Genomic DNA, 16,865 nt, shown 5'->3' on the forward strand with positions numbered 1-16,865 from the left:
TCTATATACATCTCACATTTTGATTTTATTTTTGACTACCTTTAGTCCTGTGAATCTTTATTTTCCTAAGCAAAATTGACTAAATAATTGATCGATAAGTTCGTCACTTGCTGACTCACCAATGATTTCACCTAGTATTTCCCAAGTGCGGGTTAAATCGATTTGTACCATATCCATTGGAATACCAGATTCTGCCGCATCAATCGCATCTTGAATAGACTGTCTTGCTTGTTTAAGTAATGAAATATGTCGTGAATTTGATACGTACGTCATATCTTGGTTTTGAACATCTCCACCAAAGAATAGATCTCTGATTTGTATCTCTAATTCGTCAATACCTTCTTGTTTTAACATAGACGTTTGAATTAATGGTGTGTCACCAATCATTTCTTTTACTTCATTTATATCTAAATTCGTTTCTAAATCTGTTTTATTGATAATAACAATGACGTCTTCATTTTTAACAACATCATATAATGTTTGGTCATCTTCTGTTAATGCTTCATTATTATTTAATACAAATAAGATTAAATCTGCCTGACTAAGTGCTTTACGGGATCGTTCAACACCTATTTTTTCAACGATATCTTCAGTATCTCGAATACCTGCTGTATCTACTAATCTTAATGGTACTCCTCTGACGTTAACATATTCTTCAAGTACGTCACGTGTGGTACCAGCTACTTCAGTCACAATCGCTTTATTGTCTTGAATAAGGTTATTTAACATGGAAGACTTACCTACGTTTGGTCGACCTACAATAACAGTTGAGAGTCCTTCTCTCATAATTTTACCTTGAGCGCCTGTTTCTAGTAATTGATTAATTTCTTGTTTTATACGTTTAGATTGTTGTAATAAAAACTCTGTGGTTGCATCTTCTACATCGTCATACTCAGGATAATCAATATTCACTTCTACTTGGGCGAGTATCTCTAATATTGATTGACGTTGACGTTTAATTAAATCACTTAAACGACCTTCAATTTGATTCATCGCCACTTTAGAAGCACGATCTGTTTTAGAACGAATAAAATCCATTACTGCTTCTGCTTGAGATAAGTCAATTCTTCCATTTAAGAAAGCTCGTTTTGTATATTCACCTGGTTCAGCAATACGTGCACCATGTGTCATTGTTAATTCTAAAATACGATTAATTGTTAATATACCGCCATGACAATTGATTTCGATGATATCTTCTCTAGTAAAAGTTTTAGGTGCCCTTAAAACTGAAATCATAACTTCTTCAACTGTTTCATTAGTATCCGGATCAATAATATGACCGTAATTAATTGTATGTGAATCTACTTCTGCTAATTTTTTCTTACCTTTATATAACTTATCGCCAATTTCAATTGCTTGTGGACCTGAGAGTCTCACAATACCAATTGCACCTTCACCCATTGGCGTTGAAATACTAGTTATTGTATCAAAATCCATTGTTAGGCTGGCCTCCTTATTCAAGTAAATTTTCAATATTATATTGTAAATTGTTTCTTTTTAAAAAGCTATTATCTTGTTTTTAAATAGACAGGTTAGACTTAGGGTTGTCTGAGGTTAGACTGATGTACGTCTAAAAGTCCGTCCCTTTTTTCTTTCCCCTACCCTACTTAATCTTCTTATTAAATACTTTAGCTATTTTGAGAACATGTTCTAAGCTTCCTTGTATTTCTAATGTCGACATATTTTTTGCAGGATGTCTTGCAATAACTATAATATCTTTCGAGATCATATCTTGTTTATGAACTTTAAAATTTTCTCTTATCGCTCTCTTAATTCTATTTCTTGTGACAGCATTTCCTACCTTTTTTGAAACACTAATGCCTAAGCGAAAATGTTCTTGTTCACTATTGTCATAGGTATATACAACAAATTGTCTATTTGCAACAGACTTTCCTTTTTTATATATCTTTTGAAAATCTGAGTTCTTTTTTATACGGTACGCTTTTTCCACCAAACATCACTCGCTTATTAAATTCTCTTACTGCATTATTATAACTCATTTCATTTTTTAACTAAAAATAAACCAGCATTTATCGGGAAAACGCTGATTTCAATTGAAGTCTAGTTGTATCATTTGTCTAAAGTTAGTTAGCTTTTCTTATTCTAAACGAAAAAAAAGACCACTGATGAGTCAGTGATCTTATGCAGATAATACTTTACGGCCTTTACGACGACGACGCGCTAAGACTTTACGGCCATTTTTAGTGCTCATGCGTTTTCTGAAACCATGAACTTTACTATGTTTACGTTTATTTGGTTGATAAGTACGTTTTACCATGCAAAACACCTCCATCTTTATTAAGTTATCTAACATCTCCAGGATTAAACTTCCTGATAAATTTCATAGATAGATAAATTGTTAAAGTGTGTAACTATTAATGTAATAGCAACAAAACTTATATATAAGAGATACCTCTTATTGACTGACTGCTATAAGAAATTCTTGGTTTAATATACTTATTATCTAGTCATATTTCAAGCAACTACTACAATATAACAAATTACTACTTATAAAGCAAGCTCATTTTAATACGCTATTACGATTTAATCTTAACCGTAATTAGTGATTTTTTATTTCCTTAAAAACATAGCCTCTTATTCATATTCATTTTTCATACAGCTTTATAAATTATTTCCCAAACTGTTATAGTCCCTTATTTTCATTAATAATGAGTATGACATTGAGTTATCCACTTATCAACAGTGGTTCGTGTTTTCTGTGTGGATAATTACCATACTATGCACAAGTTTACACATCTTTTACGAACATATTCACAGTCATTTGACATCTATCTTACTGAAAAAGTATAATTGTGTGGATAAGTCGTTTAATCATTGATTTTATAAGGATTTATTTATTAGATTTATATACAAAAAGTCTGTGAACAAATCATAGTATGAATTAAGTTATCCACTATCTGTGATTAACTTGTGGATAATTATTAACATGCTGTGATTATTTTTATCCACGGGTGTTATTTTTGTGTATAACTAAAAATTTTTGAGAAAGATGGAGTTATTTATGTCTGAAAAAGAAATTTGGGAAAAAATATTAGATCTTGCCAAAGAACGAATTTCAAAAATAAGCTTTGATACCTTCGTAAAAGATACGCAACTCTATTCACTCCAAAATGACGAAGCCATCGTATTAGTAAGTGAATCATTTAATGCGAGTTGGCTAAATCAAAAATATAGTGAGATTATGCAAAGCATCATATATGACGTCATTGGTTATGAGGTTAAACCACATTTTATAACTGAAGAAGAATTGTCTAAATATATGAACCCAGATCAAAAACAACCTGAACCAACTTCTACTAAAGAACAAACAACTTCACATAATGTTGAAAACCCAGGTGGTATCGAACAATTTAATACACATAATACGTTTGATACATTTGTTATTGGTCCAGGCAACCGCTTCCCACACGCAGCAAGTTTAGCCGTAGCTGAAGCACCAGCAGAAGCATATAATCCTTTATTTATTTATGGTGGAGTTGGATTAGGAAAGACCCATCTTATGCATGCGATTGGGCATCATGTTTTAAGTAATAATCCTAATGCTAATGTGATTTATACATCTAGTGAGAAATTTACGAATGAATTTATTAAATCTATTCGTGATAATCAAGGTGATGCATTTAGAGAGAAATACCGTAATATCGACGTTTTATTAATCGACGATATTCAGTTCATCCAAAATAAGGAACAAACCCAAGAGGAATTTTTCCATACATTTAATGAGCTACATAATAATAGTAAACAAATAGTTATTTCAAGCGATCGTCCACCTAAAGAAATCTCTAAACTATCAGATAGACTTCGTTCACGTTTCGAGTGGGGTTTAATTGTGGATATCACACCACCAGACTACGAAACACGAATGGCTATTTTACAGAAAAAGATAGAAGAAGAAAATTTAGATATACCAATGGAATCTCTAAATTATATTGCTAATCAAATTCAATCCAATATTCGTGAACTCGAGGGTGCGCTAACACGTTTGTTGGCTTATTCACAACTTCAAGGTAAACCAATAACAACTGAATTAGCTGCTGAAGCTTTAAAAGATATTATTCAAGCACCTAAATCTAAAAAGATTACAATTCAAGATATTCAGAAAGTGGTAGGTCAATACTACAATGTACGTATTGAAGACTTTAGTGCTAAAAAACGTACTAAATCCATTGCCTATCCAAGACAAATCGCGATGTATCTTTCAAGAGAACTAACAGATTTCTCACTACCTAAGATTGGGGAAGAGTTTGGCGGTCGTGATCATACTACTGTGATTCACGCTCACGAAAAAATTGTAAATGATATTAAAGCAGATCCAACATTCAAACAAGAAGTAGAGAATTTAGAGAAAGAAATTAGAAATCAATAGTTGGGAAATAATTTTAAATATTAAACTGTTATAATACAGCTATAATTTAAGATTGAATTTAACTCTAAAAGGGAATAATTACATCGGATATTTTATTTCGCTTACTTTTTCTTTTATAAAGCTAATAGAGATAATCAACTTGTGGATTGTGGACAATGTTGAAAAGGTGTACACAGTATACACACTTTATCCACATGTGTATAACTTTGGCACGTCAGACTTAATGTCACTTATCCACTAATTCACAAGCCCTACTACTATTACTATGAATTTAAAACCTATATAATTATATATAAACGACTGGAAGGAGTTTAAATTTTAATGATGGAATTCACTATTAAAAGAGATTATTTTATTAATCAATTAAACGATACACTAAAAGCTATTTCACCAAGAACTACATTACCTATACTTACAGGTATTAAAATCGATGCTAAAGATAATGAAGTCATCTTAACTGGTTCAGATTCTGAAATCTCAATTGAAATCTCAATCCCTAAACAAGTAGATGGTGAAGATATTGTAGATATATCAGAAACTGGTTCAGTCGTACTTCCTGGTCGTTTCTTCGTTGATATTATCAAAAAGTTACCAGGAAAAGACGTTAAATTATCTACTAATGAACAATTCCAAACGCTAATTACATCAGGTCATTCTGAATTTAACTTAAGTGGTTTAGATCCAGATCAATATCCATTATTACCTGAAGTATCTAGAGACGATGCAATTCAATTATCTGTAAAAGTATTAAAAAATATCATTGCACAAACGAATTTTGCAGTGTCCACCTCAGAAACACGCCCAGTATTAACTGGTGTAAACTGGCTTATACAAGATAATGAATTAATATGCACAGCAACTGACTCACACCGCTTGGCAGTAAGAAAGTTAAAATTAGAAGATACATCTGAAAACAAAAATGTCATCATTCCAGGTAAAGCATTATCTGAATTAAATAAAATTATGAGTGACACTGACGAAGATATTGATATTTTCTTTGCGTCTAACCAAGTGTTATTCAGAGTAGGACATGTCAATTTTATTTCTCGTTTACTTGAAGGTCATTATCCTGATACAACTCGTTTGTTCCCTGAAAACTATGAAATTAAGTTAGGTATTAACAACGGTGAGTTCTATCACGCAATTGATCGTGCCTCATTATTAGCCAGAGAAGGCGGCAATAATGTTATCAAGTTAAGTACTGGAAACGAATTAGTTGAATTGTCTTCAACATCTCCAGAAATCGGTACTGTTAAAGAAGAAGTGACAGCAACTGATGTTGAAGGTGGAAATCTTAAAATTTCTTTCAACTCAAAATATATGATGGATGCCTTAAAAGCCATTGATAATGACGAAGTTGAAGTTGAATTCTTCGGTACGATGAAACCATTTATCTTAAAACCGAAAGATGACGATTCAGTAACACAACTTATATTACCGATTCGTACTTACTAAAATATGTTATAGATCAAAAGTAAAAAAGCTGAGACACAAATATTTGTCTCAGCTTTTTTATTTTATTTGAGTTTTAAAGTGTGTGAGCCTCTGTATAAGCTTAAGAAAAAATTTTTAGGAGGAATTTATCGTTTCAGAAAAAACGAAGCAAATATTGCCTTTAAAATTAAAAAAAGATAATGTAACTCTCGAAAATCGTATTAAAATGTGCTTTAAAAATAAAAATAGAAAATTATCACATTAAGTAAACGTTTACTTTCTTTGTTTTACATGAAATTTAAGCGCAAAACAGGTATAATATATTAATGACATAAAAAGAAATGGAGTGATGAATTTGATTCAAGAAGTTGTTGTAGAAGGTGACATTACTTTAGGTCAATTTCTGAAAACAGAAGGTATTATTGAATCAGGTGGACAAGCGAAATGGTTCTTACAAGATTTCGAAGTTTTAATCAATGGGCAACGTGAAGTAAGACGTGGCAAAAAATTAGAACATCATGACCGTATCGATATACTTGAATTACCTGAAGATACAGGTGCCTTTTTAATCATTCACCAAGGTGAACAATGAAACTAAATACACTCCAATTGGAAAACTATCGTAACTATGAAGAAGTTACAATCGATTGTCATCCTGAAGTGAATATTCTCATTGGCGAGAATGCACAAGGAAAGACGAATCTCCTTGAATCAATTTACACTTTAGCTTTGGCAAAAAGCCATAGAACTTCAAATGATAAGGAACTCATACGTTTTGATTCTGAGTATGCTAAAATAGAAGGTGAGCTAAATTATAGACATGGCACAATGCCACTAACGATGTTTATTACTAAAAGAGGTAAGCAAGTTAAAGTTAACCACTTAGAGCAAAGCCGACTAACACAATATATCGGACATCTAAATGTGGTGCTTTTTGCGCCAGAAGATTTAAACATCGTTAAAGGAGCACCTCTAGTACGTCGTCGTTTTATAGACATGGAGTTGGGACAAATTTCAGCTGTCTATCTAAACGATCTTTCTCAATATCAACGTATTTTAAAACAAAAGAATAATTACCTTAAACAATTACAAATTGGAAATAAGACTGACACAACTATGCTAGAAGTCTTAAATGAGCAATTTGCAGAGTATGCGTTGAAGGTAACATTACGTCGAGAACATTTTATTAAAGAATTAGAACAATTAGCTCAACCCATACATGCAGGTATTACAAACGAGCGTGAGCAATTAGCGCTCAAATATTTACCAAGTTTGAAAATAAGCAACCACGACCGATCGGAATCAGAAATGCTTGAAGAAGTGTTGGCATTACTTAATGACAATCTTCAAAGAGAAAAAGACCGCGGTGTAAGTCTGTTTGGACCTCATCGTGATGACTTAGGTTTTAATGTTAATGGCATGGATGCACAAACATATGGGTCACAAGGACAGCAGAGAACAACTGCATTGTCTATTAAGCTAGCAGAAATTGAATTAATGAATATAGAAGTTGGAGAATATCCAATTTTATTATTAGATGATGTGTTAAGTGAGCTAGATGATTCTCGACAAACACATTTATTAAGCACAATTCAACATAAAGTACAGACATTTGTAACTACGACATCCGTAGACGGTATTGATCATGAAATCATGAATAACGCTAAGTTATACCGTATTAATCAAGGTGAAATTATAAAGTAACAGAAAGTGATGGTGAATACATTGTCAGATGTAAACAACAATGATAATTATGGTGCTGGCCAGATCCAAGTACTAGAAGGACTGGAAGCGGTTCGTAAACGACCTGGTATGTATATCGGTTCAACTTCAGAAAGAGGATTGCACCACTTAGTATGGGAAATTGTTGATAATAGTATTGACGAAGCATTAGCAGGTTATGCTGATGAAATTAACGTAACAATTGAAAAAGATAATTGGATTAAAGTTACTGACAATGGACGTGGGATTCCAGTTGATATTCAAGAGAAAATGGGACGCCCAGCAGTTGAAGTTATCTTAACTGTACTTCACGCCGGAGGTAAATTCGGTGGCGGTGGATATAAAGTCTCAGGTGGTTTACATGGTGTTGGGTCATCTGTAGTAAACGCCTTATCAGAAGACTTAGAAGTATATGTACATCGTAACGAAACAGTTTACCACCAAGCTTATAAAAAAGGTGTACCACAATTTGATTTAAAAGAAGTTGGTAGCACTGATAAGACAGGTACAGTCATTCGCTTTAAAGCAGATAGTAGTATCTTTACTGAGACAACTGTTTACAACTATGAAACATTACAACAACGTATTCGTGAATTAGCTTTCTTAAACAAAGGAATTCAAATCACTTTAACTGACGAACGTGATGAAGATGAAATAAGACAAGACTCATATCACTATGAAGGTGGTATTAAGTCTTACGTAGAAATGTTAAATGAAAATAAAGAACCGATTCACGGCGAGCCAATTTATATTCATCAATCTAAAGACGATATCGAAGTAGAAATTGCGATGCAATATAATAAAGGCTACGCAACTAACCTATTAACATATGCTAATAACATTCATACGTATGAAGGTGGTACACATGAAGATGGTTTCAAACGAGCATTAACACGTGTACTAAACAGTTATGGTATGAGTAGTAAAATTATCAAAGAAGATAAAGATAGACTTTCAGGTGAGGATACACGTGAAGGTTTAACAGCTATTGTTTCTATCAAACATGGTGATCCTCAATTCGAAGGTCAAACTAAAACGAAATTAGGTAACTCAGAAGTACGTCAAGTAGTAGATAAATTATTTGCTGAATACTTTGAACGTTTCTTATATGAAAATCCTAATGTGGCTAGAATTATAGTTGAAAAAGGTATTATGGCATCTCGTGCACGTGTAGCAGCTAAAAAAGCACGTGAAGTCACACGTCGTAAATCAGCTTTAGAAATTTCAAGTTTACCTGGTAAACTTGCTGATTGTTCAAGTAAAAACCCAGAAGAAAGTGAAATATTTATTGTCGAAGGTGACTCTGCCGGTGGGTCTACAAAATCAGGACGTGACTCAAGTACACAAGCAATCTTGCCATTAAGAGGTAAAATTCTTAACGTTGAAAAAGCACGTTTAGATCGTATTTTAAATAACAATGAAATCCGTTCTATGATTACTGCATTTGGTACAGGTATTGGCGGAGAATTTGATATTTCAAAAGCACGTTATCATAAAATCATTATTATGACAGATGCCGATGTAGACGGTGCGCATATTAGAACATTATTATTAACATTCTTCTATCGTTTTATGAGACCACTTATAGAAGCGGGCTATGTATACATTGCACAACCGCCATTGTTTAAATTAACACAAGGTAAACAAAAATATTACGTCTTTAACGAGAGAGAATTAGATAAATTAAAAGAAGAATTGAATCCAACACCTAAATGGTCAATTGCACGTTACAAAGGTCTTGGTGAAATGAACGCTGATCAATTATGGGAAACAACAATGAATCCAGAACATCGAGCAATGCTTCAAGTATCTTTAGAAGATGCGATTGATGCCGACCAAACATTTGAAATGTTAATGGGAGATGTTGTTGAAAATCGTAGACAATTTATCGAAGATAACGCAGTCTATGCCAACCTAGATTTCTAAGTAGAAATGAACTGAACTTTTGAAGGAGGATCTCTTGATGGCTGAATTACCTCAATCAAGAATTAATGAACGAAATATAACCAATGAAATGCGCGAATCATTTTTAGACTATGCAATGAGTGTTATCGTTTCTCGTGCATTGCCAGACGTCAGAGACGGATTGAAACCAGTTCATCGTCGTATTTTATACGGATTAAATGAACAAGGTATGACACCAGACAAATCTTATAAAAAATCAGCACGTATTGTTGGGGACGTAATGGGTAAATATCACCCCCATGGTGACTCATCAATTTATGAAGCAATGGTAAGAATGGCACAAGAATTCAGTTATCGTTATCCATTAGTTGATGGACAAGGTAACTTTGGTTCTATGGATGGTGATGGAGCTGCTGCCATGCGTTATACCGAAGCACGTATGACTAAAATCACTTTAGAACTTTTACGTGACATCAATAAAGATACAATTGATTTTATTGATAACTATGATGGTAATGAAAGAGAGCCGTCAGTCTTACCTGCTCGTTTCCCTAACTTATTAGTAAACGGTGCTGCAGGTATCGCGGTTGGTATGGCAACAAATATACCACCACATAATTTAACTGAAGTCATTGATGGTGTCTTAAGTTTAAGTAAGAATCCAGACATCTCTATTAGCGAATTAATGGAAGATATCCAAGGTCCTGATTTTCCTACTGCAGGTCTTATCTTAGGTAAAAGTGGTATTAGACGTGCTTATGAAACAGGTAGAGGTTCTATACAAATGCGTTCACGTGCTGAAATCGAAGAACGCGGTGGCGGTCGTCAACGTATCGTAGTTACAGAAATACCTTTCCAAGTAAACAAGGCACGTATGATAGAGAAAATTGCTGAACTTGTTCGTGATAAGAAAATCGATGGTATTACTGATTTACGTGATGAAACAAGTTTACGTACAGGTGTAAGAGTTGTTATTGATATTCGTAAGGATGCAAATGCTAGCGTTATATTAAATAACTTATATAAACAAACACCATTACAAACATCATTTGGTGTGAATATGATTGCCCTAGTTAATGGCAGACCTAAACTAATCAATCTTAAAGAAGCATTAGTACACTACTTAGAACATCAAAAAACAGTCGTACGTAGACGTACTGAATATAACTTAAGAAAAGCAAAAGATCGTGCGCATATTTTAGAAGGTTTACGTATAGCGCTAGATCATATCGATGAAATTATTACGACAATTCGTGAGTCTGAAACAGATAAAGTCGCAATGGAAAGCTTGCAAGAACGATTTAAATTGTCTGAGCGACAAGCACAAGCCATTTTAGACATGCGTTTAAGACGTCTGACTGGTTTAGAAAGAGACAAAATTGAATCAGAATATAACGATTTATTAGCATACATCGATGAATTAGAAGCTATTCTAGCGGACGAAGAAGTGTTATTACAATTAGTTCGTGACGAACTAACAGAGGTTAAAGAACGTTACGGTGACGAACGTCGTACAGAAATTCAACTTGGTGGCTTAGATGACATTGAAGATGAAGACTTAATCCCAGAAGAACAAATTGTTATTACTCTAAGTCATAATAACTATATTAAACGTCTCCCTGTATCTACATATCGTGCACAAAACCGTGGCGGTCGTGGTGTACAAGGTATGAATACTTTAGAAGAAGACTTCGTGAGTCAATTGGTTACGTTAAGTACACACGATAACGTCTTATTCTTTACAAATAAAGGACGCGTATACAAACTTAAAGGCTATGAAGTACCAGAACTTTCTCGTCAATCTAAAGGTATTCCAATTGTGAATGCCATTGAACTTGAAAATGATGAAAGTATTAGTACAATGATAGCTGTTAAAGACTTAGAAAGAGAAGATAACTACTTAGTGTTTGCTACACGTAAAGGTATCGTTAAACGTTCATCATTAAGTAATTTCTCTCGTATTAACAAAAACGGTAAAATCGCGATTAACTTTAAAGAAGATGATGAGTTAATAGCGGTTAGACTGACAGATGGTGAAGAAGATATCCTTATCGGTACAGCACATGCATCATTAATTCGCTTCTCTGAAAAAGCGTTACGTCCACTTGGTCGTACAGCAGCAGGTGTGAAAGGTATTACCTTACGTGAAGGTGATGAAGTTGTTGGCTTAGACGTTGCTCATGCTAATAGCGAAGACGAAGTGTTAGTTGTTACTGAAAATGGTTACGGTAAACGTACACCAGTTAGTGAATACCGATTATCTAATCGTGGTGGTAAAGGTATTAAAACTGCAACGATTACAGAACGTAATGGTAATATCGTATGTATTACTACAGTAACAGGTGAAGAAGACTTAATGGTTGTAACAAACGCAGGTGTGATCATTCGTCTTGATGTACATGATATTTCTCAAAATGGACGTTCTGCACAGGGTGTTAGACTTATGCGTTTAGGTAACGAACAATTCGTTTCTACAGTTGCTAAAGTAAAACAAGAAGACGAAGCAGATGTAGAAGATGAGAACGAAGAAAGTACTCAAAATGATCAAACTGGACCTAGCAATGAAGAAGTCATTGAAGGTGGCGCACCTGGTCAAGCTATTCAAACAGAAGTTACTGACGAAGAACAAGATAATTCAGATAACGATGAACGTATCGATGTAAGACAAGACTTTATGGATCGTGTCAATGAAGACATTGAAAATGATTCAGACGAAGATAATGAAGAAGAATAAAATTAAAATATAGACTAAAAATAAGACTTCCCTATAATAAGGGAAGTCTTATTTTGTGTTATATATGATTGAAATAGGACTTTAAGAAATATCTTATATCCTATTCTTCTAATTGCTTCATAGCAAATGGGATTTCATTAATTAAACGAGATGGTGGTACCACATACATCTTTTCTGATAACTTTTCGCCAATATAACTATGTGTATATGTGGCACTCATTACCGCTTCTTTAATACTATCAAATTGTCCTACAAAACTAGTAATCATACCAGCTAGTGTATCACCCATACCACCAGTAGCCATTGCTGGACTACCGATAGCTAATTTATAATCTTCATTTCTAAAGAATATCTCAGTACCATGTTTTTTAAGTACCACTGTAGCTCCTAATTGATTTACCGCTTCACGGTTACGTTCATATGTTTGTTCATCAATTGGAATACCACTTAATCGTTCCCATTCCTTTTGATGAGGCGTGAAGATAACACGACATGATGGTAATTGAGGTTTAAGTTTACTAAAGATAGTAATTGCATCACCATCGACGATTAAATTCTGATGAGGTTGAATATTTTGTAGTAGGAAAGTAATCGCATTATTCCCTTTAAAGTCTACGCCAAGTCCTGGACCAATTAAGATACTATCAGTCATTTCTATCATTTTAGTAAGCATCTTAGTGTCATTAATATCAATTACCATGGCTTCTGGACATCTAGAATGTAATGCTGCATGGTTTGTTGGATGCGTCGCAACAGTGATTAATCCACTACCACTAAATACACATGCACGTGCCGCTAACATAATTGCACCGCCTAAATTGGCAGAGCCACCAATTAATAGAATTTTACCGTAATCGCCTTTATGAGTATCTTCTTTTCTTTTGGGGATATTAACCGTATCTAAAGTTTCCATCTACCTAAACCTCCTTTTACCGGTATTATCTATTTGATTTAACAGTACTTACCGGGTTCAAATTTTTAATTAATATATAGTTGTAGCCTAATACATTTACTTATGAAAAAGGCTTACTCATTTCAAATACAATAGAAAATACTATACCTGTAATAGACTTTCGTCAATAGGTATTTAAGAAATATAACAGTCTACTTCATACATCAAAATTAAAATATTTTAGCGTATTAAATAATTAAATTGGTAATGTAATACAAAAATTATAAAAGGTATTGTTTATGTAAAAATGAAAACGTATACTTTTTACTAATAGAAGTTTTAATTCTACAAAAAGGGAGCTGTTTCTATGACTTTATTTTTAAATGGAGATGCTTTAACGATTGAAGATATCAAACAATTATTACACCAAGATTTAAAAATTGAAATTACAGAAGAAGCATTAGAAAGAGTTAAAAAAAGTAGAAGTGTAGTAGAAGGAATTATTAATAATAATGAAACGATTTATGGTATTACAACTGGTTTCGGTCTATTTAGTGATGTGCGTATTGATTCTACGCAATATAATGATTTACAAGTCAATTTAATACGTTCACATGCATGTGGTATGGGTGAACCCTTCTCTGAAGAAGTATCGCTCGTTATGATGATTTTACGTTTAAATACATTATTAAAAGGACATTCCGGTGTAACATTAGAATTAGTTGATCAATTACAATATTTTATCAATGAACGTATTATACCTGTGATTCCACAACAAGGTTCATTAGGTGCTTCTGGTGACTTAGCGCCTTTATCCCATTTAGCATTAGCGCTTATCGGTGAAGGTCTTGTATATTATAAAAATGAAGAAGTAGACAGTCGATATGTCTTAAATGAATTAGGAAGAACACCATTACATTTACAAGCAAAAGAAGGATTAGCCTTAATCAATGGTACACAAGCTATGACAGCTCAAGGCGTTATCAACTATATAGAAGCGGAAGATTTAGGATACCAAGCAGAATGGGTTGCTTCATTAACTCACCAAGCATTAAACGGTATCATTGATGCATATGACCATAGAGTGCATACCGTTAGAAATAGTCAAGAACAGGTTGATGTAGCTGCACGTATGCGTGACTGGTTATCAGATTCTCAATTAACTACAAGACAAGCTGAAATTCGCGTTCAAGATGCATACTCTTTACGTTGCATTCCACAAATTCATGGCGCTAGCTATCAAGTGTTTAATTATGTAAAAGAAAAGTTAGAGTTTGAAATGAATGCCGCTAATGATAATCCTCTTATATTTGAAGAAGATGGTGAAACTACAGTTATTTCTGGAGGTAATTTCCATGGCCAACCGATTGCATTTGCTTTAGATCATTTAAAACTAGGTGTGAGCGAACTAGCAAACGTTTCTGAGCGACGTGTTGAACGTTTAGTTAATCCACAACTTAATGGAGATTTACCAGCATTTTTAAGTCCAGAGCCTGGATTACAAAGTGGTGCGATGATTATGCAATATGCAGCAGCAAGTTTAGTTTCTGAAAATAAAACATTAGCTCATCCAGCGAGTGTAGATTCTATCCCTTCTTCAGCTAACCAAGAAGACCATGTTTCAATGGGAACTATCGCCTCAAGACACGGTTATCAAATGATTGAAAATGCGAGAAGAGTTATTGCAATTGAATGTATTATTGCCTTACAAGCTGTCGAACTTAAAGGTATAGAAGGATTATCACCAAAAACACGTGCTAAATATGACGAATTTAGAAATATTGTGCCATCTATTAAACAAGACAGACAATTCCATAAAGATATAGAAGCTGTATCCCAGTATCTAAAAGATAGTGCATATCATTAAGATCAGTTAAATAAAATTATTGAATTTTAAAATAACTTGAAAATTACAAAAAACTTTGCTATATTGTGAGTAAGTTAATAAAATATTGTTCGTAGGCCAAGTAGTATTAATGATGGATTTCAGAGAGCTTGTGGTTAGTGAGAACAAGTAATCCACTTTAATGTGAATCTACCTACATATAGTGAACAACCGGTGAATAACCGTTATTTTAGTTAAGTGCAGATAAAGTAATATCTTTGTTAGATATTTTCTTTGTTTGTTAAATAGGGTGGCAACGCGTAGACCACGTCCCTTGTTGGGGCGTGGTCTTTTTGTATGCTTTTATACATTGTTGTCACGCTAAATATAAATTATAGGAAATGGGAAAGGATGAAGGTTTCATGTTAGATATTAAACTTTTTAGAACTGAGCCAGATAGAGTTAAGAGCAAAATTGAATTAAGAGGAGACGACCCTAAAGTAGTCGATGAAGTATTAGAATTAGACGAAAAACGTCGTACTTTAATTAGCAAGACAGAAGAAATGAAAGCACAACGTAATAAAGTAAGTGAAGAAATTGCTCAGAAGAAACGTAATAAAGAAAACGCTGATGACGTTATTGCTGAAATGCGTCAATTAGGTGATGATATTAAAGAATATGATACACAATTAAATGAAATTGATAATAAAATGACTGACATTCTTGTCCGTATTCCTAACCTTATCAATGATGATGTACCTCAAGGTGATTCAGATGAAGAAAATATTGAAGTTAAAAAATGGGGTACACCACGTGAATTTGATTTTGAAGCTAAAGCTCACTGGGATATCGTAGAAGATCTTAAAATGGCTGATTTTGATCGTGCTGCTAAAATCTCTGGTGCACGTTTCGTATACTTAACAAGAGATGGCGCACAATTAGAACGTGCTTTAATGAACTATATGATTACTAAACATACAACTCAACATGGTTACACTGAAATGATGGTTCCTCAATTAGTTAACTCTGATACTATGTTTGGTACAGGACAATTACCTAAATTCGAAGAAGACTTATTTAAAGTAGAAAAAGAAGGATTATACACAATCCCAACTGCTGAAGTACCTTTAACTAACTTCTACCGTGATGAAATTATTCAACCAGGTGTATTACCTGAAAAATTCACTGGACAATCTGCATGTTTCCGTAGTGAAGCGGGTTCAGCTGGTAGAGATACAAGAGGTTTAATTCGTTTACACCAATTCGATAAAGTTGAAATGGTACGTTTCGAAAAACCTGAAGATTCTTGGGATGCTTTAGAAGAAATGACATCAAACGCTGAAGCTATCTTAGAAGAATTAGGTTTACCATACCGTCGTGTGATTCTTTGTACTGGAGATATCGGATTCAGTGCTAGTAAAACATATGACTTAGAAGTATGGTTACCAAGCTACAATGATTACAAAGAAATTAGTTCTTGCTCAAACTGTACTGATTTCCAAGCACGTCGTGCAAATATCCGTTTCAAACGTGATAATGCAGCTAAACCTGAATTAGCGCATACGTTAAATGGTAGTGGTTTAGCTGTAGGTCGTACATTCGCAGCAATCGTTGAGAACTACCAAAATGAAGATGGTACTGTAACAATCCCTGAAGCCTTAGTACCATTCATGGGTGGTAAAACTCACATTCAAAAGCCAACTAAATAATAAGATTGTTTGCGAATAAATAGTAAACATGCGTGGTAATGAAGAGCCATCATTGCCACGTATTTTTTTATGCCATTTTATATATGAAGCAGGGTAGGGGAGCATTAAATTTAAAAAAATATCTGTAATTATATGCGGGTAAGTCTAAATATTTATTGAAAATTCTGTCATATATTAAACGTTGTAATGACAACGGTTTTAAACGGAAGTTTGTCTAACGTCACACATACAGTAGTCTAAAAATATTGCCGTTTTGT

12 protein-coding genes and 1 other annotated feature are annotated in these 16,865 nt (G+C 33.7%); of the genes, 8 read left to right on the forward strand and 4 right to left on the reverse strand.

From position 1 onward, the window contains the following. Positions 1–57 precede the first annotated feature (57 nt). The 3 genes from mnmE to rpmH all read right to left on the reverse strand — a co-directional run bounded on the left by mnmE (position 58) and on the right by rpmH (position 2,278). Positions 58–1,437 (reverse strand): tRNA uridine-5-carboxymethylaminomethyl(34) synthesis GTPase MnmE, encoded by a 1,380-nt coding sequence (gene mnmE, locus N524_RS0111970; protein WP_029056640.1) that lies wholly within the window; start codon positions 1,435–1,437, stop codon positions 58–60. A gap of 166 nt (positions 1,438–1,603) precedes the next feature. Further along, positions 1,604–1,951: a ribonuclease P protein component gene (gene rnpA, locus N524_RS0111975; RefSeq protein WP_029056641.1), complete on the reverse strand. Its 348-nt coding sequence runs from the start codon at positions 1,949–1,951 to the stop codon at positions 1,604–1,606. Positions 1,952–2,140: 189 nt separating this feature from the next. Next, positions 2,141–2,278: a 50S ribosomal protein L34 gene (gene rpmH, locus N524_RS0111980; protein ID WP_000240855.1), complete on the reverse strand. Its 138-nt coding sequence runs from the start codon at positions 2,276–2,278 to the stop codon at positions 2,141–2,143. Between the two features lie 744 nt (positions 2,279–3,022). Between rpmH and dnaA the strand changes: the two genes are divergently transcribed. The 6 genes from dnaA to gyrA all read left to right on the forward strand — a co-directional run bounded on the left by dnaA (position 3,023) and on the right by gyrA (position 12,182). After that, the gene (gene dnaA / locus N524_RS0111985) at positions 3,023–4,387 is read left to right on the forward strand and encodes a chromosomal replication initiator protein DnaA (RefSeq protein ID WP_029056642.1); all 1,365 of its coding nucleotides are present in this window, start codon (positions 3,023–3,025) and stop codon (positions 4,385–4,387) included. Between the two features lie 321 nt (positions 4,388–4,708). Next, positions 4,709–5,842 carry a DNA polymerase III subunit beta gene (dnaN, locus tag N524_RS0111990; RefSeq protein WP_017636724.1) on the forward strand — a complete coding sequence of 378 codons (1,134 nt, stop codon included), beginning with the start codon at positions 4,709–4,711 and terminating at the stop codon, positions 5,840–5,842. Positions 5,843–6,167: 325 nt separating this feature from the next. Continuing rightward, on the forward strand, positions 6,168–6,413 hold the full coding sequence (gene yaaA, locus N524_RS0111995; protein ID WP_176745273.1) for a S4 domain-containing protein YaaA: 246 nt from the start codon (positions 6,168–6,170) through the stop codon (positions 6,411–6,413). Continuing rightward, positions 6,410–7,525: a DNA replication/repair protein RecF gene (gene recF, locus N524_RS0112000; protein ID WP_029056643.1), complete on the forward strand. Its 1,116-nt coding sequence runs from the start codon at positions 6,410–6,412 to the stop codon at positions 7,523–7,525. Before yaaA ends, recF begins: the two co-directional genes overlap by 4 nt. A gap of 9 nt (positions 7,526–7,534) precedes the next feature. Beyond that, complete coding sequence (gene gyrB / locus N524_RS0112005; protein WP_026083451.1) at positions 7,535–9,469, forward strand: DNA topoisomerase (ATP-hydrolyzing) subunit B; 1,935 nt, start codon at positions 7,535–7,537, stop codon at positions 9,467–9,469. A gap of 37 nt (positions 9,470–9,506) precedes the next feature. Next, the gene (gyrA, locus tag N524_RS0112010) at positions 9,507–12,182 is read left to right on the forward strand and encodes a DNA gyrase subunit A (RefSeq protein WP_029056644.1); all 2,676 of its coding nucleotides are present in this window, start codon (positions 9,507–9,509) and stop codon (positions 12,180–12,182) included. Between the two features lie 100 nt (positions 12,183–12,282). On the opposite strand, the gene N524_RS0112015 is transcribed toward gyrA, so the two are convergent. After that, positions 12,283–13,095: an NAD(P)H-hydrate dehydratase gene (locus N524_RS0112015; RefSeq protein ID WP_017636729.1), complete on the reverse strand. Its 813-nt coding sequence runs from the start codon at positions 13,093–13,095 to the stop codon at positions 12,283–12,285. A gap of 346 nt (positions 13,096–13,441) precedes the next feature. Here N524_RS0112015 and hutH point away from each other — a divergent pair, with 346 nt between their 5' ends. Together hutH and serS are read left to right on the forward strand one after the other, a co-directional pair. Further along, the gene (gene hutH / locus N524_RS0112020; protein ID WP_029056645.1) at positions 13,442–14,941 is read left to right on the forward strand and encodes a histidine ammonia-lyase; all 1,500 of its coding nucleotides are present in this window, start codon (positions 13,442–13,444) and stop codon (positions 14,939–14,941) included. A gap of 78 nt (positions 14,942–15,019) precedes the next feature. After that, positions 15,020–15,237 (forward strand) — a binding site (T-box leader). 84 nt (positions 15,238–15,321) lie between these two features. Further along, positions 15,322–16,608 carry a serine--tRNA ligase gene (serS, locus tag N524_RS0112025; RefSeq protein ID WP_017636731.1) on the forward strand — a complete coding sequence of 429 codons (1,287 nt, stop codon included), beginning with the start codon at positions 15,322–15,324 and terminating at the stop codon, positions 16,606–16,608. Positions 16,609–16,865: the final 257 nt, after the last annotated feature.

Origin of the sequence: Staphylococcus sp. URHA0057, assembly GCF_000620265.1 — a bacterium.
Classification (GTDB): domain Bacteria; phylum Bacillota; class Bacilli; order Staphylococcales; family Staphylococcaceae; genus Staphylococcus; species Staphylococcus pasteuri.

Bases quoted from the DNA above. Each gene is read 5' to 3' on its own strand.
- dnaN (WP_017636724.1), top strand. From the start codon at position 4,709: ATGATGGAATTCACTATTAAAAGAGATTATTTTATTAATCAATTAAAC.
- rpmH (WP_000240855.1), bottom strand. From the start codon at position 2,278: ATGGTAAAACGTACTTATCAACCAAATAAACGTAAACATAGTAAAGTT.
- mnmE (WP_029056640.1), bottom strand. From the start codon at position 1,437: ATGGATTTTGATACAATAACTAGTATTTCAACGCCAATGGGTGAAGGT.
- gyrA (WP_029056644.1), top strand. From the start codon at position 9,507: ATGGCTGAATTACCTCAATCAAGAATTAATGAACGAAATATAACCAAT.
- hutH (WP_029056645.1), top strand. From the start codon at position 13,442: ATGACTTTATTTTTAAATGGAGATGCTTTAACGATTGAAGATATCAAA.
- serS (WP_017636731.1), top strand. From the start codon at position 15,322: ATGTTAGATATTAAACTTTTTAGAACTGAGCCAGATAGAGTTAAGAGC.
- N524_RS0112015 (WP_017636729.1), bottom strand. From the start codon at position 13,095: ATGGAAACTTTAGATACGGTTAATATCCCCAAAAGAAAAGAAGATACT.
- recF (WP_029056643.1), top strand. From the start codon at position 6,410: ATGAAACTAAATACACTCCAATTGGAAAACTATCGTAACTATGAAGAA.
- dnaA (WP_029056642.1), top strand. From the start codon at position 3,023: ATGTCTGAAAAAGAAATTTGGGAAAAAATATTAGATCTTGCCAAAGAA.
- gyrB (WP_026083451.1), top strand. From the start codon at position 7,535: ATGGTGAATACATTGTCAGATGTAAACAACAATGATAATTATGGTGCT.